Origin of the sequence: Klebsiella sp. K5-204, from assembly GCF_030128585.1 — a bacterium.
GTDB classification, from domain to species: domain Bacteria; phylum Pseudomonadota; class Gammaproteobacteria; order Enterobacterales; family Enterobacteriaceae; genus Klebsiella; species Klebsiella quasipneumoniae.
In genome coordinates this window covers 84,950-109,946 of the sequence record NZ_JAKUZS010000006.1, presented here as the reverse complement: position 1 = coordinate 109,946, position 24,997 = coordinate 84,950, and the positions used below count along the sequence as shown (strand labels likewise).

Annotated in this window: 24 protein-coding genes and 1 pseudogene; 14 read left to right on the top strand and 11 right to left on the bottom strand. The window is 57.3% G+C overall.

The features are described from left to right. Positions 1–16 precede the first annotated feature (16 nt). Positions 17–895 carry a 4-hydroxy-tetrahydrodipicolinate synthase gene (dapA, locus tag MKR05_RS16595; protein ID WP_023290616.1) on the bottom strand — a complete coding sequence of 293 codons (879 nt, stop codon included), beginning with the start codon at positions 893–895 and terminating at the stop codon, positions 17–19. A gap of 153 nt (positions 896–1,048) precedes the next feature. Here dapA and MKR05_RS16590 point away from each other — a divergent pair, with 153 nt between their 5' ends. Both MKR05_RS16590 and bcp read left to right on the top strand, forming a co-directional pair. After that, positions 1,049–1,615 carry a glycine cleavage system transcriptional repressor gene (locus MKR05_RS16590; RefSeq protein ID WP_002913804.1) on the top strand — a complete coding sequence of 189 codons (567 nt, stop codon included), beginning with the start codon at positions 1,049–1,051 and terminating at the stop codon, positions 1,613–1,615. 3 nt (positions 1,616–1,618) lie between these two features. Beyond that, complete coding sequence (gene bcp, locus MKR05_RS16585) at positions 1,619–2,089, top strand: thioredoxin-dependent thiol peroxidase (protein WP_004201935.1); 471 nt, start codon at positions 1,619–1,621, stop codon at positions 2,087–2,089. A 60-nt stretch (positions 2,090–2,149) separates the two neighbouring features. Here the strand turns inward: bcp and MKR05_RS16580 are convergent, their stop codons facing one another. Together MKR05_RS16580 and MKR05_RS16575 are read right to left on the bottom strand one after the other, a co-directional pair. Continuing rightward, entirely contained in the window at positions 2,150–3,214 is a 1,065-nt protein-coding gene (locus MKR05_RS16580; RefSeq protein WP_004201933.1) for an AI-2E family transporter, read from the bottom strand. Positions 3,215–3,268: 54 nt separating this feature from the next. Then, positions 3,269–3,385, bottom strand: coding sequence for a hypothetical protein (locus tag MKR05_RS16575; protein WP_032429201.1), 117 nt, complete (start codon positions 3,383–3,385; stop codon positions 3,269–3,271). A gap of 51 nt (positions 3,386–3,436) precedes the next feature. On the opposite strand from MKR05_RS16575, the gene bepA reads away from it, so the two are divergent. From bepA to MKR05_RS16560, 3 genes are all read left to right on the top strand, one after another. Continuing rightward, the gene (gene bepA, locus MKR05_RS16570; RefSeq protein ID WP_004201932.1) at positions 3,437–4,900 is read left to right on the top strand and encodes a beta-barrel assembly-enhancing protease; all 1,464 of its coding nucleotides are present in this window, start codon (positions 3,437–3,439) and stop codon (positions 4,898–4,900) included. A 9-nt stretch (positions 4,901–4,909) separates the two neighbouring features. Beyond that, positions 4,910–5,269 carry an arsenate reductase (glutaredoxin) gene (gene arsC, locus MKR05_RS16565; RefSeq protein ID WP_048297992.1) on the top strand — a complete coding sequence of 120 codons (360 nt, stop codon included), beginning with the start codon at positions 4,910–4,912 and terminating at the stop codon, positions 5,267–5,269. A 127-nt stretch (positions 5,270–5,396) separates the two neighbouring features. Next, the gene (locus MKR05_RS16560) at positions 5,397–6,320 is read left to right on the top strand and encodes an Rpn family recombination-promoting nuclease/putative transposase (protein ID WP_072422354.1); all 924 of its coding nucleotides are present in this window, start codon (positions 5,397–5,399) and stop codon (positions 6,318–6,320) included. On the opposite strand, the gene MKR05_RS16555 is transcribed toward MKR05_RS16560, so the two are convergent. From MKR05_RS16555 to bglK, 5 genes are all read right to left on the bottom strand, one after another. Further along, complete coding sequence (locus tag MKR05_RS16555) at positions 6,317–7,018, bottom strand: DnaA inactivator Hda (protein ID WP_020947395.1); 702 nt, start codon at positions 7,016–7,018, stop codon at positions 6,317–6,319. The two genes, MKR05_RS16560 and MKR05_RS16555, sit on opposite strands and share 4 nt — an antisense overlap. Positions 7,019–7,116: 98 nt before the next feature. Beyond that, positions 7,117–8,403: a uracil permease gene (gene uraA / locus MKR05_RS16550; RefSeq protein WP_065812237.1), complete on the bottom strand. Its 1,287-nt coding sequence runs from the start codon at positions 8,401–8,403 to the stop codon at positions 7,117–7,119. 86 nt (positions 8,404–8,489) lie between these two features. Further along, positions 8,490–9,116, bottom strand: coding sequence for a uracil phosphoribosyltransferase (gene upp, locus MKR05_RS16545; RefSeq protein WP_004201927.1), 627 nt, complete (start codon positions 9,114–9,116; stop codon positions 8,490–8,492). Between the two features lie 226 nt (positions 9,117–9,342). Next, complete coding sequence (locus MKR05_RS16540) at positions 9,343–10,773, bottom strand: 6-phospho-beta-glucosidase (RefSeq protein ID WP_101989159.1); 1,431 nt, start codon at positions 10,771–10,773, stop codon at positions 9,343–9,345. A 9-nt stretch (positions 10,774–10,782) separates the two neighbouring features. Beyond that, positions 10,783–11,676: a beta-glucoside kinase BglK gene (gene bglK, locus MKR05_RS16535; RefSeq protein WP_023290623.1), complete on the bottom strand. Its 894-nt coding sequence runs from the start codon at positions 11,674–11,676 to the stop codon at positions 10,783–10,785. 263 nt (positions 11,677–11,939) lie between these two features. On the opposite strand from bglK, the gene purM reads away from it, so the two are divergent. The 4 genes from purM (at position 11,940) to ppx (ending at position 17,392) form a co-directional block, all read left to right on the top strand. Continuing rightward, positions 11,940–12,977, top strand: a complete 1,038-nt coding sequence (gene purM, locus MKR05_RS16530; protein WP_004201922.1) for a phosphoribosylformylglycinamidine cyclo-ligase — start codon at positions 11,940–11,942, stop codon at positions 12,975–12,977. Next, a complete protein-coding gene (gene purN, locus MKR05_RS16525; protein ID WP_023290625.1) occupies positions 12,974–13,615 on the top strand; it encodes a phosphoribosylglycinamide formyltransferase in 642 nt (213 codons plus the stop codon). The genes purM and purN overlap by 4 nt, the downstream gene beginning before the upstream one ends. Before the next feature lie 180 nt (positions 13,616–13,795). Beyond that, positions 13,796–15,856, top strand: a complete 2,061-nt coding sequence (gene ppk1 / locus MKR05_RS16520) for a polyphosphate kinase 1 (protein WP_002913838.1) — start codon at positions 13,796–13,798, stop codon at positions 15,854–15,856. Between the two features lie 3 nt (positions 15,857–15,859). After that, positions 15,860–17,392, top strand: coding sequence for an exopolyphosphatase (gene ppx, locus MKR05_RS16515; protein WP_004201914.1), 1,533 nt, complete (start codon positions 15,860–15,862; stop codon positions 17,390–17,392). A gap of 54 nt (positions 17,393–17,446) precedes the next feature. Here ppx and MKR05_RS16510 read toward each other — a convergent pair whose 3' ends face one another. After that, positions 17,447–19,675 (bottom strand): EAL domain-containing protein, encoded by a 2,229-nt coding sequence (locus tag MKR05_RS16510; RefSeq protein ID WP_060590150.1) that lies wholly within the window; start codon positions 19,673–19,675, stop codon positions 17,447–17,449. A 370-nt stretch (positions 19,676–20,045) separates the two neighbouring features. Between MKR05_RS16510 and MKR05_RS16505 the strand changes: the two genes are divergently transcribed. Beyond that, positions 20,046–20,219, top strand: coding sequence for a YfgG family protein (locus tag MKR05_RS16505; protein ID WP_017900441.1), 174 nt, complete (start codon positions 20,046–20,048; stop codon positions 20,217–20,219). Positions 20,220–20,316: 97 nt separating this feature from the next. Here the strand turns inward: MKR05_RS16505 and MKR05_RS16500 are convergent. After that, positions 20,317–21,229: pseudogene (locus MKR05_RS16500) on the bottom strand (LysR family transcriptional regulator). A 73-nt stretch (positions 21,230–21,302) separates the two neighbouring features. Between MKR05_RS16500 and MKR05_RS16495 the strand changes: the two are divergent. Continuing rightward, positions 21,303–22,484 carry an MFS transporter gene (locus MKR05_RS16495; RefSeq protein ID WP_044524332.1) on the top strand — a complete coding sequence of 394 codons (1,182 nt, stop codon included), beginning with the start codon at positions 21,303–21,305 and terminating at the stop codon, positions 22,482–22,484. A gap of 41 nt (positions 22,485–22,525) precedes the next feature. Here MKR05_RS16495 and MKR05_RS16490 read toward each other — a convergent pair whose 3' ends face one another. Beyond that, the gene (locus MKR05_RS16490; protein ID WP_284118383.1) at positions 22,526–23,206 is read right to left on the bottom strand and encodes an SDR family oxidoreductase; all 681 of its coding nucleotides are present in this window, start codon (positions 23,204–23,206) and stop codon (positions 22,526–22,528) included. A gap of 220 nt (positions 23,207–23,426) precedes the next feature. Here MKR05_RS16490 and MKR05_RS16485 point away from each other — a divergent pair, with 220 nt between their 5' ends. Genes MKR05_RS16485 through MKR05_RS16475 form a run of 3 tightly spaced genes read left to right on the top strand, consistent with a single transcriptional unit; the run spans position 23,427 to position 24,937 of the window. After that, positions 23,427–23,888 (top strand): DUF6130 family protein, encoded by a 462-nt coding sequence (locus tag MKR05_RS16485; RefSeq protein WP_032453709.1) that lies wholly within the window; start codon positions 23,427–23,429, stop codon positions 23,886–23,888. Between the two features lie 35 nt (positions 23,889–23,923). After that, on the top strand, positions 23,924–24,178 hold the full coding sequence (locus MKR05_RS16480; protein WP_044524334.1) for a YdgH/BhsA/McbA-like domain containing protein: 255 nt from the start codon (positions 23,924–23,926) through the stop codon (positions 24,176–24,178). 9 nt (positions 24,179–24,187) lie between these two features. Further along, positions 24,188–24,937: an alpha/beta fold hydrolase gene (locus MKR05_RS16475; protein WP_032453711.1), complete on the top strand. Its 750-nt coding sequence runs from the start codon at positions 24,188–24,190 to the stop codon at positions 24,935–24,937. Positions 24,938–24,997: the final 60 nt, after the last annotated feature.

The following is a 24,997-nucleotide window of genomic DNA, read 5'->3' as shown; positions in this document are numbered from 1 at the left end:
CAAATCTCCCTAAACTTTACAGCAAACCGGCATGCTTCAGCGCGGCGGTAACGGCTTCACGACCCTGGTCGGTGATAGGCGTCATCGGCAAGCGCAGCGTATCGGTCGCCACAAGACCCAACGCCTTGCATCCCCATTTCACCGGGATAGGATTGGGTTCGACAAATAATTTTGTATGCAATGGCATCAGACGCTGGTTAATCGCCCGGGCTTCGGCAAATTGACCCGCCAGCGCCAGACGGCACATGTCGGCCATTTCGCGCGCCGCCACGTTGGCGGTAACGGAAATCACGCCCACGCCGCCGAGCTGCATAAAGTCCATACCGGTCGCATCGTCACCGCTCAGCAGAATAAAGTCGTCTGAAACCAGCTCTTTGATCTGGTGAACACGACTTAAGTTCCCTGTTGCTTCCTTAATACCGACAATATTTTTAATTTGCGCCAGACGGCCAACGGTTTCCGGCAGCATATCGCAACCGGTACGGGACGGCACATTATACAGAATTTGCGGCAGGTCAGTATGTTCGGCGATAGCTTTAAAGTGCTGGAACAGGCCTTCCTGGGTCGGACGGTTATAATAAGGAGTGACCGTCAGGCAGCCGACTACGCCGCTGTCGTTAAAACGTTTGGTCAGGCTAATCGCCTCTGCGGTTGCATTGGCTCCCGTTCCCGCGATAACCGGGATACGCCCGTCAGCCAGTTCCAGCGTCATCATCACCACGTCGCCATGCTCTTCATGGCTCAGCGTTGCGGATTCACCGGTAGTCCCTACCGAAACGATCGCCGAGGTTCCGTTGGCGACATGGTAATCAATCAGTTTTTTCAGGCTTGTCCGGCAGACATTACCGTTTTCATCCATCGGCGTGACAAGCGCTACAATACTTCCCGTGAACATGGGCCATCCTCAGAGCAGAAGTGCGACAAGATTCTCAATGTTACGTTTGGAGCTGCAATAAAAGCAAGAGACCCGACGCCATCAGGGATGTTGTATGGCGGTTTTTTTTATGCTTTCCTAATGTTACCTCACCTTTTTAAAGGAAGAACAGGTTTGACAGCCTCATTACAACACTATCTGGTTATTACCGCCCTGGGGGCTGACCGTCCCGGCATCGTGAATACGATCACTCGCCACGTCAGCAGCTGCGGTTGTAATATCGAAGACAGCCGGCTGGCCATGCTCGGTGATGAGTTTACGTTTATCATGCTGCTTTCCGGTTCGTGGAATGCGATTAACCTGATCGAATCAACCCTGCCGCTGAAAGGCGCGGAGCTGGAGCTGTTGATCGTGATGAAACGCACCACCGCGCGCCCGCCGCAGGCCATGCCAAACACCGTCTGGGTCCAGGTTGAGGTGCCGGACTCACCGCATATCATCGAGCGCTTCACTGCCCTGTGCGATACATGGAATATGAATATCGCGGAACTGGTGTCCCGCACGCAGCCGGGAGACGGCGATTCCGCGCAGCTTTTTATCCAGATAACGGCTCACAGCCCTGCGACGCAAAATGCAGCAAATATCGAACAAGCGTTCAAAGCCCTATGTACAGAACTCAACGCACAAGGCAGTATTAACATCGTTAATTATTCACAGCATGATGAACAGGATGGAGTTTAACCCATGACCCCACTGAAAGCCGGTGATCTTGCACCGAAATTTAGCTTACCGGACCAGGACGGCGAGGAAGTAAATTTAACCGACTTCCAGGGACAGCGTGTCCTGGTTTATTTTTACCCGAAAGCCATGACCCCGGGCTGCACCGTCCAGGCGTGCGGCTTGCGCGATAATATGGACGACCTGAAAAAAGCCGGTGTGGAAGTGCTGGGCATCAGCACCGATAAACCGGAAAAGCTCTCCCGTTTCGCCGAAAAAGAGCTGCTGAACTTTACGCTGCTGTCTGATGAAAACCATCAGGTTTGCGAGCAGTTTGGCGTCTGGGGCGAAAAATCCTTTATGGGGAAAACCTACGACGGGATCCACCGTATCAGCTTCCTCGTTGATGCCGATGGCAAAATCGAACACGTCTTTGATGACTTCAAAACCAGCAATCACCACGACGTGGTGTTGAACTGGCTGAAAGAAAACGCCTGATGCAAAGCAAGACGCCGGGGGAGAAAACCTCGCCCGGCGTCTTTTTTTATCCTCAATGCCTTAGTCGTCGTCGACGACCAGACCATCCGGCCAGGCATGCACCACCGCTTTAATTAACGTGGCCAGCGGAATGGCGAAGAAGACGCCCCAGAATCCCCACAAACCGCCAAAGATCACCACCGACAGGATAATCACCAGCGGGTGCAGATTCACCGCTTCCGAGAACAGCACCGGTACCAGCAGGTTACCGTCCAGTCCCTGAATAATCAGATAGACCGCGAACAGACTCCAGAACTCGGTGCCAGCGCCAAACTGAAACAGCGCCACCCCTACCACCGGAATGGTCACCACAAACGCGCCGATATAGGGGATCAGCACCGAGAAGCCCACCAGCACCGCCAACAGCAGCGAGTAGTTAAGGCCGAAAAGGATAAAGCCTATCCAGGTGGCGACGCTGACGACAATCATCTCCAGCACCTTACCGCGAATGTAGTTGGTGATTTGCTGGTTCATCTCCTTCCATACCTGCCCGGCCAGACCGCGGTTTCGCGGCAGCACGCGGCGTACCGCGTTGAGCATCTGCTCTTTATCCTTCAGCAGGAAGAAGACCATCAGCGGCACCAGCACCAGATAGACCGCCAGCGTGAGCAGCCCCACCAGCGAGGCGAGAGAATACTTGACCACCGAGTCGCCCACCGTCAGCATCCGGGTGCGCATATTTTCCGCCATCGCATCGATGATGCCGGCATCCATCAACGCCGGATAGCGCCGCGGCAGCGTGGCGGCGAAATCAGAGAGCTTGTTAAGCATGCCCGGCATATCGCGGATAAGGTAGATCCCCTGCTGCCAGGCCACCGGCAGCACCACAAAGGCCAGCAAGAGCAGAATACCCACAAAGAGGATTAGCACCAGCGAGGTCGCCCAGGTGCGCGACAGGCCGATGCGCTCCAGGCGAACGGTCGGCCACTCCAGCAGATAGGCCAGCACGATAGCCACCAGTAACGGGGCCAGCAGGCCGCTGAAAAAGAACATGATGCCGAAACCGGCAAGCAAAATAACCAGCAGCGCTATCGCCTCAGGGTCGCTGAATCGACGGCGGTACCACTGCATTAACATCTCGAGCATAAAACCTTCCCTGAAGCGCAACGCGGCGACAAACGGGGGAATTGTATCGAAATGTCACAAAAAAGACTTCGCTTTTTGATGCGCAGCAGACAAACCCGTCTCCGCCGTGAAGAACCTATTTTCAATGCGTCTAACGCCAGCTAAACTCGCTGGGATGCGGCCAGGGAACATTGCGTCGCACAATCGGTCAAACTGGCACACCCACATTACAGGACAGAGGTTATGTTCAGGCAGTTGAAGAAAACGCTGGTGGCGACCGTGATCGCGTCGCTGACGCTGGGTTCGTTAGGCCCTGCTTTTGCTGACTCCGCAGATACCCTGCCGGACATGGGGACCTCCGCAGGAAGCACGTTGTCGATTGGTCAGGAAATGCAGATGGGGGATTACTACGTCCGCCAGCTGCGCGGCAGCGCGCCGCTGATCAACGACCCTCTGCTGGTGCAATATATCAACGGGCTGGGCATGCGTCTGGTCTCGCATGCGAATTCGGTGCGCACCCCGTTCCACTTCTATTTGATTAATAACGACCAAATTAACGCCTTCGCCTTCTTCGGCGGCAATGTGGTCCTCCACTCCGCCCTGTTCCGCTACTCCGATAACGAGAGCGAACTGGCCTCTGTCATGGCGCACGAAATTTCCCACGTTACGCAGCGGCATCTCGCCCGCGCAATGGAAGATCAGAAACGCAATGCGCCGCTGACCTGGGTCGGCGCGCTGGGTTCAATTCTGCTGGCGATGGCCAGCCCGCAGGCCGGGATGGCGGCGCTGACCGGGACGCTGGCTGGCACCCAACAGGGCATGATCAGCTTCACCCGTCAGAACGAAGAAGAGGCCGACCGGATCGGTATTCAGGTTCTGCAACGCTCGGGATTCGACCCGCAGGCCATGCCGATGTTTATGGGTAAACTGCTTGATGAGTCGCGCTACTCAACGCGGCCGCCGGAAATGCTGCTCACCCACCCCCTGCCGGAAAGCCGGCTTGCCGATGCCCGTAACCGCGCCAACCAGATGCGCCCGGTTGTCGTGCAGTCCTCAGCGGACTTCTATCTGGCGAAGGCGCGTACCCTCGGAATGTACACCAACGGCGACAATAAGCTAGGCACCGATCTGCTCAACGCCTGGGATAAAGGCAATATCCGCCAGCAGCATGCCGCGCAGTATGGCCGCGCCCTGCTGGCGATGGAAAGCAACAACTTTGACCAGGCGCGCAAAACGCTGCAGCCGCTGCTCAGCGCCGATCCGCAAAATCCCTGGTATCTCGATCTGGCCACCGATATCGACCTCGGACAGAAGAAAACCGGCGACGCCATCAACCGCCTTAAAAACGCTCGTGAACTGCGCACCAATCCGGTGCTGCAGTTGAACCTGGCCAACGCCCTCCTGCAGGGCGGACAGCCCGGGGAAGCGGCGACCATCCTGAATCGTTATACCTTTACCTATAAAGAGGATGGCAACGGCTGGGACCTGCTGGCGCAGGCGGAAGGCGCCCTGGGTAATCGCGACCAGGAGCTGGCGGCGCGGGCAGAAAGCATGGCGCTGGTCGGCCAGCTGGAACAGGCGATTTCCCTGCTCAGCAGCGCCAGCTCGCAAGTGAAACTCGGTAGTCTGCAGCAGGCCCGCTACGATGCCCGCATCGACCAGCTACGTGAGCTACAGGCCCGCTTCCGCCCCTACCAAAAAATGTAAGGAGACCCCATGACCGACGCGGTAAAAATTTACCATAACCCACGCTGCTCGAAGAGTCGCGAAACGCTGAGCCTGTTGAAGAGCCACGGCATCGATCCTGAGGTGGTGCTTTATCTTGAGACGCCACCGGATGCCGGGACGCTGCGTCAACTGCTGCAGCTGCTGGGTATGGAGAGCCCCCGCGAGCTCATGCGCCAGAAAGAGGATCTGTATAAATCGCTCAATCTTGCCGACCCGGCGCTCAGCGACGCCGCGCTGATACAGGCGATGGTCGACAACCCTAAGCTCATCGAACGCCCAATTGTCGTCAGCCGCGGCCAGGCGCGTATTGGCCGACCGCCGGAGCAGGTCCTTGAGATCGTGAGCTAAGCCACCCGCGCCGCGCTTACGCGGCGCTTTTTTTACGTAGCTGATTCCAGATCTTCCACGCCAATCCCTCCCGCCCGTTTTGCAGTGCTACTGTTCATCTAACGCTCAATCCACTGGACGGATGAACATGAAAAAACCAACCTCAACGCCTCACGATGCCGTATTTAAGACCTATCTCTCCCACCCTGATACCGCCCGCGATTTTCTGCGGCTGTACCTGCCCGAGACGCTGCTTAAAGTGTGCGATCTGCGTACGCTGCATCTCGAGTCCGGGCATTTTGTCGAAGACGATCTGCGTCTCTTTTACGCCGACATTCTGTATTCCCTGAAAACCACGGCGGGAGACGGCTATATTTATGCGCTTATCGAACACCAGAGCACGCCCGACCGGCATATGGCCTTTCGTCTGATGCGCTACGCCATCGCCGCCATGCAGCGCCACCTTGATGCCGGCCACGATCGGCTGCCGCTGGTGATCCCTGTTCTCTTCTACCACGGTCTGGTAAGCCCCTACCCGTTCTCACTGCGCTGGCTCGATGAATTCGTCGCTCCGGAGCTGGCCGGCCACCTTTATCACAGGGCGTTTCCGCTGGCGGACATTACCGTCATTCCGGATGACGACATTGCCACCCACCAGCGCATGGCGACGCTGGAGTTACTGCAAAAACATATTCGACAACGCGATCTGGCGCAGCTCCTCGACAAACTGAGCGAATTATTATTGACTGGTCTGGCGACGGAATCGCAGGTACAAGCCCTGATGCACTATCTGGTGCAGGCAGGCAACGCGCGAGAGCCGATCAAGTTCATTCGCGAGCTGGCGTTACGTACGCCGCAGCACAAGGAGACGTTGATGACAATTGCGGAATATCTGGAACAGCAGGGTCTGGAGCGGGGCCTGGCGCAGGGACTGGCGCAGGGCCGTCAGGAAGGCCGGAAAGAAGAGGCGCAGCGTATCGCCGCCGCTATGCTACACAGTGGCCTGGCGCGCGACCTGGTCGCCCGGTTGACCGGGCTGACGGAGGAGGAACTGACTCCGCAGGCGGACTAGAGTTTAAGGATCTCTTTCACGAAGGGGATCGTCAGCTTGCGCTGAGCGGTAATCGAGGCATGATCCAGCTGATCGAGGGTCATAAATAGCGAGCGCATCTCGCGATCCAGCCGCTTCAGCAGGAAGCGGCACACGTCCTCCGGCATCTCAAAGCCGCGCAGTCTGGCGCGCAGCTGCAGGGCCTGCAGTTTGTCTTCATCCGACAGCGGCTGCAGCTTATAGATCTGCCCCCAGTCAAGCCGCGAGGCAAGATCCGGCAGACCAAGATTCAGTTGCCGCGGCGGCCGGTCGCCGGTGATCAGCAGCCGGGTTTTACCTGATTCCAGGATCCGGTTGTAGAGATTAAAGATGGCCATTTCCCAGGGCTCATCCCCGGCGACGCACTCGATGTTATCGATGCAGACCAGGGCCAGCTGTTCCATCCCCTCCAGCACCTCCGGCACAAACCAGGTGCGTTTATCCAGCGGCACGTAGCCCACGGCATCCCCGCGCTGGGAAAGCTCGGCGCAGGCGGCGTGTAACAGGTGGCTGCGACCCGCCCCTTCACGTGACCAGATATAAATATACCCGCTGTGTTCCTGGCGCAGTACGTTCTGGAGGGCAGCAAGTAGGGAAGGATTATCACCCGGCCAGAAACTCGCGAAGGTTTCGTCGTCAGGAAGATACAGTGGCAAAGAGAGCTGTGCCGGTGCGTTCAGATGGACCTCAACATAGGCTTACAGAAAAACGCGAAGAGTTTATCACAGATTTAGGTCCGGAGAGAACCGGGCGGGATCGCCGCCCGGTCAGACGATCGTTATTTAACCTCTTCGCTATCCGCGGCGTCGAGAACCACCTCTTCCGGACGCAGGACGCTGATAAGCTTGAAAATCAGGCTGAGTGCGATACCGACGATGGTGGCCAGCGCCATCCCTTTCAGCTCAGCGGCACCGATGTGCACTTTGGCACCGCTGACGCCGATGATCAGGATCACGGAGGTGAGGATCAGATTCTGCGCTTTGCTGTAATCCACCTTCGATTCAATCAGTACGCGGATCCCCGAGGCGCCGATCACCCCGTACAGCAGCAGCGACACGCCGCCCATCACCGGCACCGGGATGATCTGGATCGCCGCCGCCAGTTTGCCGACGCAGGAGAGCAGAATCGCAATGATCGCCGCGCCGCCGATAACCCAGGTGCTGTAGACGCGGGTAATCGCCATCACGCCGATATTTTCCCCGTAGGTGGTGTTAGGCGTCGAGCCGAAAAAGCCGGAAATGATCGTCGACAGGCCATTGGCAAACATCGAACGATGCAGGCCCGGGTCGCGGATCAGATCGCGTTTGACGATATTGGCCGTCACCACCAGGTGACCGACGTGCTCGGCAATCACCACCAGCGCAGCGGGCAGAATGGTGAAGATGGCGAACCATTCAAAACGCGGCGTGTAGAAGGTTGGCAGCGCGAACCAGTGCGCTTCGGCGATCGGGGTGGTATCAACCACTCCCATCACAAACGACAGCGCATAGCCCACCAGAACGCCAATCAGGATCGGGATAATCGCCAGGAAGCCGCGGAACAGGACCGAACCAAACACCGTCACCGCCAGGGTTACCATCGAGATAATAATGGTTTTGCTGTCCGGTGACTGGCCGTCGGCTGGCAGCAGCCCGGCCATATTGGCCGCCACGCCTGCCAGCTCCAGACCGATAACCGCCACGATGGCCCCCATCGCCGCCGGGGGGAACATCACATCCAGCCAGCCGGTACCGGCTTTTTTGACAATAAAGGAGACGAGGCAGAACAGCACGCCGCACATAATGAAACCGCCCAGCGCCACTTCATAGCCCAGCGGCAGCAGGAGCAGCACCGGAGAGATAAAGGCGAAACTCGATCCCAGATACGCCGGGATTTTGCCTTTACAGATAAAGAGGTACAGCAGCGTACCAATACCGTTGAATAGCAGCACGGTGGCCGGGTTGATGTGGAACAGGATTGGCACCAGCACCGTTGCGCCGAACATGGCAAACAGGTGCTGCAAACTAAGCGGGATAGTCTGTAAAAGCGGCGGTCTTTCACTCACCCCGATAGCACGGCGCGTCATAGTGTTTTCCTCTGAGATGGTTAGTTATGTGTGTTTTATTCAAAAAAAAGCCGACTCTCAAAGTCGGCTTATTTATCGTTATTCGATTATTTCGTACCAAAGATCTTGTCGCCGGCATCGCCGAGACCGGGAATGATGTACCCGTGTTCGTTCAGTCCCTTATCGACAGAGGCGGTATACAGCTCAACGTCCGGGTGCGCTTTCTCCAGCGCGGCAATCCCTTCCGGCGCCGCCACCAGCACCAGCACCTTGATGCTGGTGCAGCCGGCGTTTTTCAGCAGATCGATAGTGGCGATCATCGACCCACCGGTGGCCAGCATCGGGTCAACCACCAGCGCCATACGCTCATCGATGTTGGACACCAGCTTCTGGAAGTAAGGTACCGGCTCAAGGGTTTCTTCATTGCGATAAATACCCACCACGCTGATACGCGCGCTTGGCACGTGCTCAAGCACCCCTTCCATCATGCCGAGGCCTGCGCGCAGGATAGGCACGACGGTAATTTTCTTGCCCTTGATCTGCTCAACTTCCACCGGGCCGTTCCAGCCTTCGATGGTCACTTTCTCGGTTGCCAGATCGGCGGTGGCTTCATAAGTCAGTAAGCTGCCCACTTCTGAGGCGAGTTCACGGAAGCGTTTGGTGCTGATGTCGTGCTCGCGCATCAGGCCCAGCTTGTGTTTGACGAGTGGGTGTTTGACTTCCACAATCTTCATTCTCTTTCTCCTCTGAGGGGCAGCCACAAAAAAAATCGCGGGATTATACCGCTTTTTTCGGATTAGGCCATACCCATCTTGCTTGACGTATATCAAGCAAAGTGATTTAGAGACAAAAAAACCGGAGACGAGGCTCCGGTTTTAGCGCGGGGTTCTGCCGGGCGGCGCTAACGCTTACCCGGACTGGAAACCACGCAGGCCCGATAAGCGCAGCGCCATCGGGAAATTATAGCTGCTCCCCGTTGCTGGCAATCACCTTCTTATACCAGTCGAACGACTTCTTCTTACTGCGGTCCAGCGTGCCGTTGCCTTCATTATCTTTATCCACGTAGATAAAGCCGTAGCGTTTTTTCATCTCCCCCGTTCCGGCGGAAACCAGATCGATACAGCCCCACGGGGTATAGCCCATCAGGTCAACGCCATCTTCGACCACCGCCTTTTTCATCTCCGCGATATGGGCGGAGAGATAATCGATACGGTACTGGTCATCCACGCTGCCGTCCGCTTCACGAACATCGATCGCGCCAAAACCGTTTTCGACAATAAACAGCGGTAGCTGATAGTGATCCCAGAACCAGTTCAGCGAATAGCGCAGGCCGACCGGATCTATCTGCCAGCCCCAGTCCGACTTTTTCACGTACGGGTTGGAGACCAGGCTGGTGGTTTCATCATAATCGAGCAATGGGTTATCTTCGGTGGCTTTGGTGGCGAAGGACATATAGTAGCTAAAGCCGATGTAGTCGACACAGCCTTCGGTTAACGCCTGACGATCGGCTTCGGTCATGTCCAGGCTAAAGCCGCGGCGGGCAAAATAGTTGAGCAGATGCTGCGGATAGCGGCCGCGCACGTGGACGTCGGTGAACCAGTACCGGCGGTGCATGGCGTTCATCGCCATCATCATATCGTCCGGCGCGCAGGTCAGCGGATAGATGGGACACATGGCGATCATGCAGCCTATCTGCAGAGCAGGGTTGATCTCGCGCGCCGCTTTCACCGCCAGGGCGCTGGCCACCAGCTCATAATGTGCGGCCTGGTACATCACCGGTTCCCGATCTTCACCCGGCACATACTTCAGACCGGAGTTGGTGAAGGGGGCAAAGTCCTCATGGTAGTTGGTCTGGTTGTTGATCTCGTTGAAGGTCATCCAGTACTTCACTTTATGCTGGTAGCGGGTGAAGACGACCCTGGCGAAGCGCACGAAAAAGTCGATCAGCTTGCGGTTACGCCAGCCGCCGTACTCGGTGACCAGGTGATAGGGCATTTCAAAATGCGACAGCGTAATGACCGGTTCAATACCGTGTTTCAGACATTCGTCGAACAGATCGTCATAAAACTGCAGGCCAGCCTCGTTCGGCTCCTGTTCATCGCCCTGCGGGAAAATACGCGTCCAGGCAATCGAGGTGCGGAAACATTTAAAGCCCATTTCGGCAAACAGCGCCAGGTCCTGCGGGTAGCAATGATAAAAATCGATCGCCTCATGGTTCGGGTAGTTTTTCCCCGCTACCACGCCATCGGTGATTTCCCGCGGCACCCCGTGGGCGCCGGCGGTCATGACATCCGCCACGCTGACCCCCTTGCCCCCCTCCTGCCAGCCGCCCTCTAACTGATGCGCCGCCACCGCGCCGCCCCACAGAAAACCTTCTTTAAATCCGGACATAATCTCTCCCTAAGGTCGATCGTCGCCAGGCGAACGATAGTGCTGATTGAAATGGTAAACCGCGCCAATCAGGCCGGCATCATTGCCGTGACTGACGGTATCGAGATAGTCGGCAATGCCGAACCAGGCCAGATGCTGGCGCAGCAGCGTCAGAAATCCAGGGCGTTCCACAATGCCGCCGCCGATAAAAATAGTCTGCGGATCGAAGATATTGACGAGGTTATAAAGGCCATGGCCCAGGCCATTGAAGAACTCGGCGACCAAACGCTGGCAAACCGGGTCGCCGGCGTCGTAGCGGTCAAAAATCATTTCGCCAGTGACGCTATCCAGCGGCGCGCCAATATGTTCCGCATAGCGATGGCGCAGCACCCGCAGGGTGCAGTTTTCATTCATCGAGTAGCGACGGGGATCGCGTCCGCCGGGACGATCGGTTAGCATATAGCCGAACTCACCGGCGCGAAAACGCGCCCCGTGGATCAGCTGATGTTGGCAAAAAATCGCTCCACCGATGCCAGTGCCGATAGTGAGCACCAGAAAATTGGCCATTTCCGCCGCTTTGCCCTGCCAGCGCTCAGCCAGCAGCACACAGTTGGCGTCGTTTTCCACCGAGACCGGCAGCCCGGTTCGCGTCTCGAGCCACGATTTCATGGCGAAGTTGTCAAATCGACGGATAGCGCCGCCCATGGTGATAAAGCCGCTGTGCGGATCGACATAGCCCGGCGCGCTGATGGCTATACCTTCGCACGACGGGTGGGCCGCCAGCCACGACAGGATGGTCTGTAAGATATGATCGCCATCGCTGTCATTGATAGACTGCTTCGCGGTTTCCAGCAGCCTGCCGTCGCGGGTCATGACGCCCATCTTTAGCGCGGTGCCGCCGATATCAAATGCCGCAATCTTCATTCATCCCTCCCCTGTCGAGCATAATGCACCGGTGATCCACACGGCGGCCAACCACAGAAACCGGTTTCAGTCGTATGATGAGGATTCCCTGGCACTGAGGCAAGCACAAGGCTGTACCCGGTTTCATTTTCGTGAGCAGTATCAAATTTGACCATCCGCCAACGGTTTTACGCCGACTGTAAAGCAGGCTCGCAAACGTTTGCTTTCCCTGTTAGAATTGCGCCGATTTTTCTTGCTTACCGCAAACGCGTGGAGACTTCGCAGTGACCGACAAAACCTCTCTCAGCTATAAAGATGCCGGCGTGGATATTGATGCAGGCAACGCTCTCGTCGACCGTATTAAGGGCGTGGTGAAGAAAACCCGTCGCCCGGAAGTGATGGGTGGACTGGGCGGATTCGGCGCGCTGTGCGCACTGCCGCAGAAATACCGCGAGCCGGTACTGGTCTCCGGCACCGACGGCGTCGGTACCAAGCTGCGTCTGGCAATGGATCTGAAGCGTCACGACACCATCGGCATCGACCTTGTCGCCATGTGCGTGAACGACCTGGTGGTTCAGGGCGCTGAGCCGCTGTTTTTCCTTGATTATTACGCCACCGGTAAACTGGACGTCGATACCGCAGCCAGCGTCATCAACGGCATCGCCGAAGGCTGCCTGCAGTCCGGTTGCGCGCTGGTGGGCGGTGAGACCGCAGAGATGCCGGGGATGTACCACGGCGAAGATTACGACGTGGCGGGTTTTTGCGTCGGGGTGGTGGAAAAATCAGAAATCATCGACGGCAGCAAAGTCGCTGACGGCGACGTGCTGGTGGCGCTGGCCTCCAGTGGCCCGCACTCTAACGGCTATTCGCTGGTGCGTAAGATTATTGAAGTTAGCGGCGTTGACCCGCAGACCACCGACCTTGACGGCAAACCGCTGGCCGACCATCTGCTGGCGCCGACCCGCATCTATGTGAAATCGGTTCTCGACCTGATTGCCAGCGTTGACGTCCACGCCATCGCCCATCTGACCGGCGGCGGCTTCTGGGAAAATATTCCGCGCGTGCTGCCGGACAACACCCAGGCGGTGATTGATGAGTCTTCCTGGCAGTGGCCGTCCGTCTTCAACTGGCTGCAAACCGCCGGTAACGTCAGCCAGCATGAGATGTACCGTACCTTTAACTGCGGCGTGGGGATGGTTATCGCCCTGCCGGCTGCAGAAGCAGACAAGGCCATTGCCCTGCTGAACGAGAAAGGTGAAAACGCGTGGAAAATCGGGTATATCAAAGCCTCCGATTCCGAACAGCGTGTGGTCATTGCATGAAAAACATTGTGGTGCTGATTTCCGGTAGCGGCAGTAATTTGCAGGCGATCATCGACGCCTGCGGCCGGAAACAGATCAACGGCACCCTGCGTGCGGTATTCAGTAACAAGGCCGATGCGTTCGGCCTTGAGCGCGCGCGCGCGGCCGGGATCCCGGCCCACGCGCTAGCGCAAAGTCAGTTTGCCGACCGGGAAGCGTTCGATCGTCAGCTGATGCATGAAATTGACGCCTACGCCCCGGATCTGGTGGTGCTGGCGGGCTATATGCGTATCCTTAGCCCCGCCTTCGTCAGCCACTATCAGGGACGTCTGCTGAACATCCACCCTTCGTTACTGCCGAAGTATCCTGGCCTGCATACCCATCGCCAGGTGCTGGAAAACGGTGACGAGGAGCATGGGACCTCGGTGCACTTCGTCACCGACGAGCTGGACGGCGGTCCGGTTATCCTGCAGGCCAAAGTGCCGGTCTTTGCTGGCGACAGCGAGGAAGAGGTCACGGCGCGGGTTCAGACCCAGGAACATGCCATTTATCCGCTGGTGATAAGCTGGTTCGTTGAGGGACGTCTGCGCATGGAGGGCAACCACGCCTGGCTGGATGAACGACAGCTTCCCCCCCAGGGCTATGCCGCTGAAGAATGAACAACAGCCCCGCCTTTCGCCATCGCGGGGCTTTTTTTTTAATTAAAATTGTTTATTAATCAAACATCTCACAGAAATAATTCTTCTTACTGTCATATAGTTGTGACACAGTAAATCGCTATGCAGAAAAATTCGTCATAATAGTCTACGTCCTGTGAGTAAAACGGAGTGTGAGCGGTAATGGGCCAGGAAAAGCTATACATCGAAAAAGAACTCAGCTGGTTGTCTTTTAACGAGCGCGTGCTGCAGGAAGCGGCGGACAAGAGTAACCCGCTGATTGAGCGCATGCGCTTCTTAGGGATCTACTCCAACAACCTTGATGAGTTTTACAAAGTGCGCTTCGCTGAGCTTAAGCGCCGGATTATTATCAGTGAAGAACAAGGCAGTACCGCCCATTCTCGCCACCTGTTAGGCAAAATCCAGGCCCGCGTTCTGAAGGCCGATCAGGAATTCGATAGTCTGTATAACGAACTGCTGCTGGAGATGGCGCGCAACCAGATCTTCCTGATCAATGAGCGTCAGCTGTCCGTCAATCAGCAGGCCTGGCTGCGCAACTACTTTAAACAGTATTTGCGCCAGCATATCTCGCCGATCCTGATTAACCGCGAAACGGACCTCGTGCAGTTTCTGAAAGATGATTACACCTATCTGGCGGTGGAGATTATCCGCGGGGAAAACATCAACTATGCCCTGCTGGAAATTCCGTCGGATAAGGTCCCGCGCTTCGTAAACCTGCCGCCGGAAGCGCCTCGTCGCCGTAAGCCAATGATCCTGTTGGATAACATTCTGCGCTATTGCCTGGACGACATCTTTAAAGGCTTCTTTGATTACGATGCGCTGAACGCCTACTCGATGAAAATGACCCGTGACGCCGAGTACGATCTGGTGCATGAGATGGAGTCGAGCCTGATGGAGCTGATGTCCTCCAGCCTGAAACAGCGCCTGACCGCCGAGCCGGTTCGCTTCGTCTACCAGCGCGATATGCCGGACGCGATGGTCGAAATGCTGCGCGATAAGCTCTCCATCTCCAACTATGACTCAATGCTGCCGGGCGGCCGCTATCACAACTTTAAAGACTTTATCGGCTTCCCGAACGTGGGTAAGGCCAATCTGGTCAATAAACCTATGCCGCGCCTGCGTCATCTGTGGTTTGATAAATTCCGCAACGGCTTCGACGCCATTCGCGAACGCGATGTGCTGCTCTACTACCCCTATCATACTTTTGAGCATGTGCTGGAGCTGCTTCGCCAGGCCTCGTTCGACCCCAGCGTACTGGCGATCAAAATCAACATCTACCGCGTGGCCAAGGATTCGCGCATCATCGACGCGATGATCCACGCCGCCCACAACGGTAAAAAAGTCACCGTGGTGGTGGAGCTGCAGGCGCGTTTTGACGAAGAGGCCAACATTCACTGGGCGAAGCGCCTGACGGAAGCGGGCGTTCACGTGATCTTCTCCGCGCCGGGCCTGAAGATCCACGCAAAGCTGTTCCTTATCTCGCGTAAAGAAGGCGATGAGGTGGTGCGCTACGCCCACATCGGCACCGGTAACTTCAACGAGAAGACCGCGCGGATCTATACCGACTATTCGCTGTTAACCGCCGATGCGCGCATTACCAATGAAGTCCGCCGGGTGTTTAACTTTATTGAAAACCCCTACCGCCCGGTTAGCTTCGATTACCTGCTGGTGTCGCCGCAGAACTCGCGTCGTCTGCTGTATGAGATGATCGACCGCGAGATCGCTAATGCGCAGAACGGGCAGCCGTCCGGTATTACCCTGAAGCTGAACAACCTGGTGGACAAAGGGCTGGTGGACAGACTGTATGCCGCCTCCAGCTCCGGCGTGCCGGTCAACCTGTTGATCCGCGGCATGTGCTCGCTGATCCCCGGTCTGGAAGGCATCAGCGAAAATATTCGCGTCATCAGCATTGTGGACCGTTTCCTCGAGCACGACCGGGTCTACTGTTTTGAAAACGGTGGCGATAAGCAGGTCTGGCTCTCCTCTGCCGACTGGATGACGCGTAATATCGATTATCGTATCGAAGTTGCCGCCCCGCTGCTCGACCCGCGCCTGAAACAGCGGGTGCTGGATATTTTTGATATCCTGTTCAACGATACGGTAAAAGCGCGCTATCTTGATAAAGAACTGAGTAATCGCTATGTGCCGCGCGGCAATCGCCGTAAAGTGCGCGCTCAGATGGCGATTTACGATTATCTCAAATCACTCGAACAACCCGACTAACCTATGCCAATAAACGAAAAAACCCCTCGACCGCAGGAGTTCGCTGCGGTTGACCTTGGTTCGAACAGTTTTCATATGGTGATCGCCCGTGTCGTTGACGGCGCCATGCAGATTATCGGACGCCTGAAACAGCGCGTACATCTGGCCGATGGCCTCGATGAAAACTCGGTGTTGAGCGAAGAAGCCATGACCCGCGGGCTGAACTGCCTGTCGCTGTTTGCCGAACGCCTGCAGGGATTTTCTCCCTCCAGCGTATGCATCGTCGGGACGCATACGCTGCGTCAGGCGACCAATGCGGCGGAGTTTCTTAAACGCGCGGAAAAAGTGATCCCCTACCCGATCGAGATCATCTCCGGTAATGAAGAAGCGCGCCTGATATTTATGGGCGTGGAGCACACGCAGCCGGAGCGCGGCCGTAAGCTGGTGATTGATATCGGCGGCGGTTCGACTGAGCTGGTCATCGGTGAAGATTTTGAGCCCCGCCTGGTGGAAAGCCGCCGCATGGGGTGCGTGAGTTTCTCCCAGGCCTACTTCCCGGGCGGGACGATCAATAAGGAAAATTTCCAGCGCGCTCGCCTGGCGGCGGTACAAAAGCTGGAAACCCTGGCCTGGCAGTTCCGTATTCAGGGCTGGACCGTGGCGCTGGGCGCCTCCGGCACCATTAAAGCCGCCCAGGAAGTGCTGGTGGCTATGGGCGAGAAGGACGGGTTTATTACGCCGGAACGCCTCGAAATGCTGGTCAGTGAGCTGCTGAAGCATAAAAACTTCGACGCGCTCAGCCTGCCCGGCCTCTCGGAAGACCGTAAAGCGGTCTTTGCCCCGGGGCTGGCGATCTTGTGCGGCGTGTTTGACGCGTTAGCCATTAAAGAGCTTCGTCTGTCTGATGGCGCGCTGCGTGAAGGCGTGCTGTACGAAATGGAAGGCCGTTTCCGCCACCAGGATATTCGTAGCCGCACGGCGCAGAGTCTGGCGAATCAGTACAACATCGATCGCGAACAGGCGCGCCGGGTACTGGAAACCACCACCCTTATGCTGGAGCAGTGGCAGGAGCAGAATCCGAAGCTGGCCAATCCACACCTCGCGGCGCTGTTGAAGTGGGCGGTGATGCTCCATGAGGTGGGCCTGAATATTAACCACAGCGGCATGCACCGCCACTCGGCCTACATTCTGCAGAACAGCGACCTGCCGGGCTTCAACCAGGAGCAGCAGATGCTGATGGCCACGCTGGTGCGCTATCATCGCAAAGCGATAAAACTCGACGACCTGCCGCGCTTTACGCTATTCAGGAAAAAGCAGTTTCTGCCGCTGATCCAACTGCTGCGCCTCGGCGTGCTGCTGAATAACCAGCGTCAGGCCACCACCACGCCGCCGACGCTACGGCTGCAGACGGAAGCTCACCACTGGACGCTGACCTTCCCGCACAACTGGTTTAGCCAGAATGCGCTGGTGCTGCTGGATCTGGAAAAAGAGCAGCAGTACTGGGAAGGTGTGCCGGAGTGGCTGCTGAAGATTGCGGAAGAAGAGCCAGACGCCTGATCGCCTCTGTGGATAGCATTCGAGCCGGGCCATCGCGCCCGGCTTTTTACCGCTTCAGGCGCTCATTCCCTCCGCCAGCTGCGCCAGAGGTACCGGGACGCCAATATCATAGCCCTGCATATAATCGATCCCCAGCGCGATGACCGCCTGGCGTATCTCCGGCGACTCGACATATTCGGCCACCACCTGCATGCTCTTCATCCGCGCCAGACGACAGATAGAGTCTACCACCTGGTAATCAAGACTGCTGGCGAGCAGATTGCGAATAAAGCTGCCGTCGATCTTAAGAATATCGACGTTCATCGTTTTTAACCGCGCATAGCTGGCGTAGCCGGTACCAAAATCATCGATCGCCACCCGGCAGCCCAGCGCCCGCAGACGCTCTAATGTCTGGCAAACCAGCTCGGGGTTGCTGAGCGCATAGTTTTCGGTCAGCTCGAAGATAATCTGCCATGGCTCAATGTTATAGGCCTGCAGCAGGTTTTCCACCTCCTCGGGAAACTGACTGCGGCTCAGCGAGACCGGAGAGAGGTTGATCGCCAGCCGCAGACCGGGCAGCGCCCGCCGGTTGGCATCCATAAAGGCCAGGGTGTGCTCAATGACCCACTGATCCACGCGCGTGGACAGCCCAAACTCGTGCGCCACCGGCAGGAACTCGTTTGGCCCTGTCAGCTCCCCCGACTCCCCTTTCATCCTCAACAACACTTCATGGTAGTTGTCGCCGCGAATACCCTGGATAGGCTGCGCCATCAGGACAAAATGGTCTTGCTCCAGCGCCTTGAGGATGCGGTTCATCATCGCCACTTTGTCTTTCAGATCCTGCTGGACATGCCCGGCGCCGCGGCGCTGCAAATTCTCCGGATGGCCGCTGGCCAGCGACATGTCGGCAATCGTGTTCAGCTCGCCAAGCAGCAAATACAGATGCTTCACCGGCGAGCGGACGTTGCAATAGCTCATGCCGATCCGCGGCTGCAGGGGGACCCCGTCCCAGTGAAAACGGAACTGTCGCAGGGAGCGCTCAATTAAGTGAATGCGCGCCTGGTGCCCTTCGCTGTTGAGACGAAACACTAAATCGTGACCGGCAAGATGATATACCGCTTCGTTCGGCTGCAGCAGCACACGCAGGTGATTCGCCAGCATTTGCTTATACTGAATGCGCAACAGCACCCCGTAGTGGCGGCCCAGCAGCTCAAGCTCAGGAATACGCAAAAAACAGAGCGTCGACCAGCTCGCGCCGTTCAGCGCCCGGCTCAGCGCCCGCAGATTCGGCATATGTACCACCGGGTCGAGGAAGGCCATCTGTCGGACGCGGGCGTAGATCAGCCGCTGCTGTGTCGCCAGCATCGCCGTATAGGCGACAATAAACGAGAACACCAGATAGCTTGACGAGGTGATCGCCAGCTGAGTGTTATAACTTGGATAAATGGGTAAATAACGGTAATGAAAATGGATCACGGCGATCAGTACCGGCGTCCAGATCAGCGAGATAAAGCGATAGCCAAAACGCATCGCCCCCCACAGCATCACCGGCATCAGTAAGGATAATGTATAATTTGTACTAAATATAGTGCTGCTATCATTAAGCGGCATCAATAATAGCCCCAGCAGCAGGATTAATATCGCCACCCAGCTGATGATTTCAATTTTTTTTATTTTTGGATCAATTTGTAAGCGAACCTGAGAAATAAATCCGCGCAAATAAAAAGGGTTACGAATTACCCGCAGCAGTAAATAACATAAGGGCACGCCGGTCAGGCACCCTACCATCAGCGCCTGAAAGGTGATTAACGACCGTAAACTAAACGGCGAGATGCCGGTCATCTCCGTTGTGCGCGGATGCAGCCCCAGAAACTCGGCGATCTGCGACAGAATCAGAAAAATGACCGAAGGGAGCAGCATTTGCCAGAACAAACGATGCGGCATCAGTCTGACGTTACCATGCGATACCTGCTGCCGTTGGGGAACAAAGATGCGGTATCCGCCCCAGCAGAGTACGCAGGGGATCAGAAAATGGAACAGTACGCCAAAGGCCTGTTCCGGCGTCATGCCCCGGGCCAGCGTAAGCAGCAGGCCAACGATAATACCGGGGATCGCCGCCCAGCCGAAAAACATCATCAGGCTGAGCACCAGCGCCAGGGGAAGATAATAAAGATAAACCATGTGACCATTCAGCACGGTATATGTATTCATCCCTCTGGCAAGGGGTAATAACAGCACAGGCAGGAGAAGCGGTAAGGCCCACCATTTGTCGCGATATTGTTGATAGTATTTTAATAAATTCATAGGTGCTCTACAGAGAGCCTCTGCTCCTGCGAGGCATATTCAGGCAGGCATCCAACCACCCCATGCTGACCGCATAAGTAATAACGATACGGTAACGTCCGCTGATTTTAGTGGCCAAGAGAATGAGGCTGTTGATATAAATCAACAAATGCTGACACCAACATTAATAAAACTTATTTTTTCACCATTCCCTGGCTAATAAAGTGAGCATGTAAATACGCCGATTATCTTATATAACATTAATTAATGTTTTCACTGCCGCACTTTTACATCTGCATCAATTGACCCCACCTCGTTCCTGTGCCTTAATACCCCCATCGCCCATCTTCGGGTATACTTCAAGGAACCTTTTGTGAGTCAGGCACCCAGTATGCGTAAACGACATCGATTTAACCGTCGCATGACCCGTATCGTACTGCTTATCAGCTTTCTCTTCTTCTTTGGACGCTTTGTCTACTCCTCCATTGGCGCCTGGTACCATCACCAGGATAAAAAAGCGTCGCAGGAGTCAACGCTCACCGTCGAGCCTTCCGCCCGCGAGTAACCCGTTGAGCCCGATGCCGGGTGCGCCCCCAACCGCTGTCAGAGACGCCCGTTTTCGAGACTCTATCCCTGACGAGGCATGTGTTGCCGCTGGCGATTTATAAGCGCACGGCCTGTAGCAGACGCAGCATTTCCGCCATTCCTTTGGTAATCACTTTATCCTGACGCATGACAACCGCCAGCTGACGGTACAGCGACGGGGCCAGAGAATGTACCGTTAAGCCACAGCGATCCTCCGCCTGCTCCACCGCCATGCGGGGCACAATACTGTAGCCCAGCCCGGCCCGCACCATGCGTTTGATCGCCTCGATGCTTCCCAGCTGCATCACCGGCGTGACCGCCAGGCCCGCCGAACGGAACCAGCGATCAATCAGATCCCGCGTGCCGCTGCCCGCCTCGAAGGCAATGAGCGGCAGCGCCTGCAGCGCTTCAGGGGTGCACACCGCCGGGATCCCCGCCTCGTGGCTGGGATGAATGACCACGAACTCCTCGTCAACCACTGCGGTCACTGCCAGACTGCGCCCCTGCACGGGCAGGGTAACCAGTCCAAGATCGAGCCGGTTTTCCTCCACCGCCCGGACGATATCCAGCGTGTTGCCGGTGGTTACCCCCACCGTCAGCAGCGGGTGCTGCTGACGAAGATGCTGCAGAAGCGGCGGAAGAAGATGAATGCAAGCCGTCGCGCCGGTCCCCAGCGTCAACGAGCCATTAACTTCCTGGCTAAATGCGCTGATCGACTGCACCGCGCTATTCACCGCCCGATCGATCTGCTCGCTGTGGGCCAGTAGCGCCATTCCCGCCGCCGTCGCCTTGATCCCACGCCCGGTGCGCTCCAGCAGCCGAGTCTGTAAAAATTGCTCCAGCTGACGCACCTGCAGGCTAACGGCAGGCTGGGAGATCCCCAGCGCGTCGGCGGCGGCGGAGAAGCTGCCGCGCTGTACGACCAGCCGGAAGGTCGCCAGGTTTCCCAGGTTCAGTGTTGTCATGCAAAGTTTCTCTTATACCGCGCATAAGGTGGCCGCTCTGCCAGAACAATAGCCTGCCGGGTATGCTCAGGACAACTGTCTTAACGGAATGAAAAACCATGGAAACACCGGCTATTCCCCGACGCCTCGCCTTCACGGCGGGCGCTCAGCAACTGATCAACTGGGGTATCTCTTTTTATATGCCCGGCACCTTTGCCGGGGCGATGTCGGCAGATACCGGCTGGTCATCCCCACAAATCTACTCAGGCCTGACGCTCGCCATGCTGGTGATGGCCACCCTCTCGCCGTTTGTCGCCCGGCTGCTGTCGCGTGCTGGCGGGCAACGCGTGGTGATGGCAGGCTCCCTGCTGCTCGCCGTCGGTTGTCTGCTTATGGCTGACGCACACTCGCTTGTCGCCTGGTACAGCGCCTGGCTGTTGACCGGCATCGGCATGCGTTTGTCGCTGTATGACGCGCTGTTTGCCGCGCTGGTTAATCTCTACGGCAAGCAGGCGCGACGGACGATCTCCCGCATAACCCTGACGGGTGGGCTGGCCTCGGTGGTGTTCTGGCCGCTGGGGGAGGCTCTGCTCGCGGCCATGAGCTGGCGGGAAGCACTGCTGATCTATGCCCTGTTCGGCTTGCTAAGCGCCGCGTTAACCCTGTCGCTACCCAATAAAACAGGCTTTATCGTCAATAAACCCGCCGCCCCTGCCGCGGTACGGGATCGGCGAAACGGCTGGCTGTACGCCGCGTTTATCGCGCTGATCACCTTTGTCTCTAATGGCACTTCCACCCATCTGCCGGAATTTATCATAAGCGTCGGTCTGCCGGTTGCCGTCGGCATGTTATGGGGCGTTGGACAGACTGGTGCACGGTTTCTGGAGGTGGTGGCCGGGGCGGGGCTCACCCCGCTTCGCCTGACGCTGCTTACCGCGCTGGCTATGCCGGTGTGCTTTATGCTCGGCCTGAGTAGCTCGCTTTTTCTCTGGTCAGCCGCCGGTTTTGTGCTGGGCTACGGGGCGATTAACGGGCTGGTGACCATCGTCAAAGCCACGCTGCCGCTGCAGTTGTTTGCCCCTGAAGCGTACGCCAGACGCACCGGGGTGCTGCTGATCCCGGCCCAGCTGATGGCGGCGGCCTCCCCGCTGGCCTATGCGTGGCTGAACCGGGCTTTAGGGACGATCGGGGCGATGTGGCTGTCGTGGGGGTTAACGCTGCTGATTGCCGTACTGGCGGTGGCTATCGTCAAGGGGCAGGCATCGCACCAGGCTGAGGGTATCCCTGCCCTTAGCGACTAGAGCACAAAGCCGCCGTCGATGGTCAGGCTTGTACCCGTCATTTAGCCGGACGATTCACCGGCAAGCCAGGCCGCCAGCGAGGCGATTTCGTCCGGTTCGCCCATACGCTGCAAGGGAATGCGCCCGACGATCTGCTCCGCCATTCCGGCAGTCATATCGGTGGCGATGGGCCCCGGCTGGATGTTGTTAATCGTGATGCGCCGTGGCGCCAGATCCAGCGCAAGGTTCTGCACCATTGAGGCGACAGCCGCTTTACTCATGGCATACACGCTACTGCCCACATGGCCGGTACGCACCGCGGTATTACTGCCGATGGTGATCACACGCCCCCCTTCCGCCATCGGCTTAACCGCCGCCTGAATGGCAAGGAAGACACCACGCACGTTGACGGCCAGGGTGGTATCCAGATCGTCCAGCGAATAGGCCTCAAGGGTACCGAGACGCAGCACGCCCGCATTTACCACCGCGACATCCAGCCTGCCGTAGTGCCGTAATGTCTTATCCACCGCGGCCTGGATAGCACTGGGGTCTGCGCTGTCGGCTTCAATGGCTATCGCCTGACCGCCCCGTTGCTCAATCGTTGAGACCAGCGCCTGCGCCCGATCCGGGCGTGATACCCAGGTGATGGCAACCCGATAGCCCTCGTGCGCCAGTCGCGCCGCAATGGCCGCCCCGATACCGCGCGCGCCGCCGAAAATCAACGCTACCTTTTCGTGATTCATGATGGTCATTCTCCTGTTTGCTGTAGCACCCACCCGGGTGCCTCTGCAGACACCATGCCAGCAGATACAGCCCTTCGCATGCGCGGAATGTATCGCACTGTATCCACGCCGCCCTGCTTACGCAGCCATACAAAAAAGCCGCCCACAGCAAACAGACCCGATACATAAAAATGGTTTTATGAGGCTGTCGCCATTGATGACCCGATGAGGAGATACCCCGATGATACGTCCACATTTACTCTTCACGCTGTTCGCGCTGACATCAGGCTGCGCCTGGGCTGCACCGCTTAGCGGACTCAGCGCCGCGGATGTTAACGGCCCCGCCGCCGTTGCACCGCCCGAACAGCCCCAGCCACCGGCAACACTGATTGTGGATCCGCCGCTGGCGGGCCCGCTGAGTAAAGGTGCGGTCTTTATTCAATACCGCGCCGAGAACATGCGTATTGAACCGGTGTTCGGGCCCGAGGCGCTGAAAGTGGCGCCGCGCATCGGCCATATCCACGTCATCGTGGATGACAACCCCTGGCACTGGGCCGACGCCAGCGGCGAGCCGGTTATTCTGGTGGGCCTGCCTGCCGGTCATCACAAGGTGACCCTTATTCTCGCCGATCCAACCCATAAACCTGTTGATCGCAAGACCGTCGAATTCATCGTACCGCCGCATGCTGCGGTTATGCACTGAACGCCACCAGTCACTTATTTTTGAGGATCTTAACCATGAAAGCATTACTGATTGCTGTTCTGACCTTCTCCGCCGCAATGGCGTCTTCCGCTTTCGCTGCCCGGGAAATTAACCAGCCTCAGGGGCTGCAAAAAATTGGCACCGTTTCCGACAGCAGCGGCGCAACGTCGCTGGCGGATCTGGAGGCGAAACTGCAGGCCAAAGCCGTTAAAGCGGGCGCCGGTGCGTTTCGCATTACCTCCGCCGGGGGGAACAACACCCTGTCGGGCACCGCAGATATTTACCGTTGAGGCGTCACCATGAAAAAACAGTCTCTTCATACCTTCGCGGTGGGCCTGCTGCTGGCCGCCGCCAGCGGTACCGCACTGGCGAGTAGCAATAAAACCGTGGTGCTGGTGCACGGCGCTTTTGCCGACGGCAGCAGCTGGAACCAGGTGATCGACAGACTGCAACGCCAGCATACCGAGGTCATTGCCGTTCAGCTGCCGCTCAACTCGCTGAAAGAGGATGTCGCCGCAACCCAGCGCGCCATCGCCCGGGCCCACGGGGATGTGGTGCTGGTAGGCCACTCCTGGGGCGGGACGGTGATCAGCGAGGCGGGTAACGCTGCGCGGGTCAAATCGCTGGTTTACGTGGCGGCGTTTGCCCCGGACTCGGGCCAGTCGACTGCGGATCTGGCGGGGAGCTACCCTGCCCCACCGGGCAGCGCAGGTATTGCTAAAACCGCAGAGGGTTTTCTCTGGTTACCTGAAAAATCGGTACGCCAGGACTTTGCGCCAGATATTAAGGCTGCTGAGCAAAACAGGCTGATCGCCACCCAGGGCCCGATCCGCGCGGAGGCCTTTACCGAAAAGGTCACGCATGCGGCCTGGCATGATAAGCCGAGCTGGTATGTGGTCAGCAAGAATGACCGGATGATCAATCCGGATCTGGAGCGTTCGATGGCGAAGGCGATTGATGCGAAAACCACTGAGGTGGCGGCAAGCCATGTGTCGATGGTGAGCCAACCGGAGGAGATTGCCCGGGTGATTGAGCAAGCGGTGAAATGAGACAGGCAATAAAAAGCCCGCAGGATGCGGGCTTAAATCAAAAACGATTAACGGGCGGGC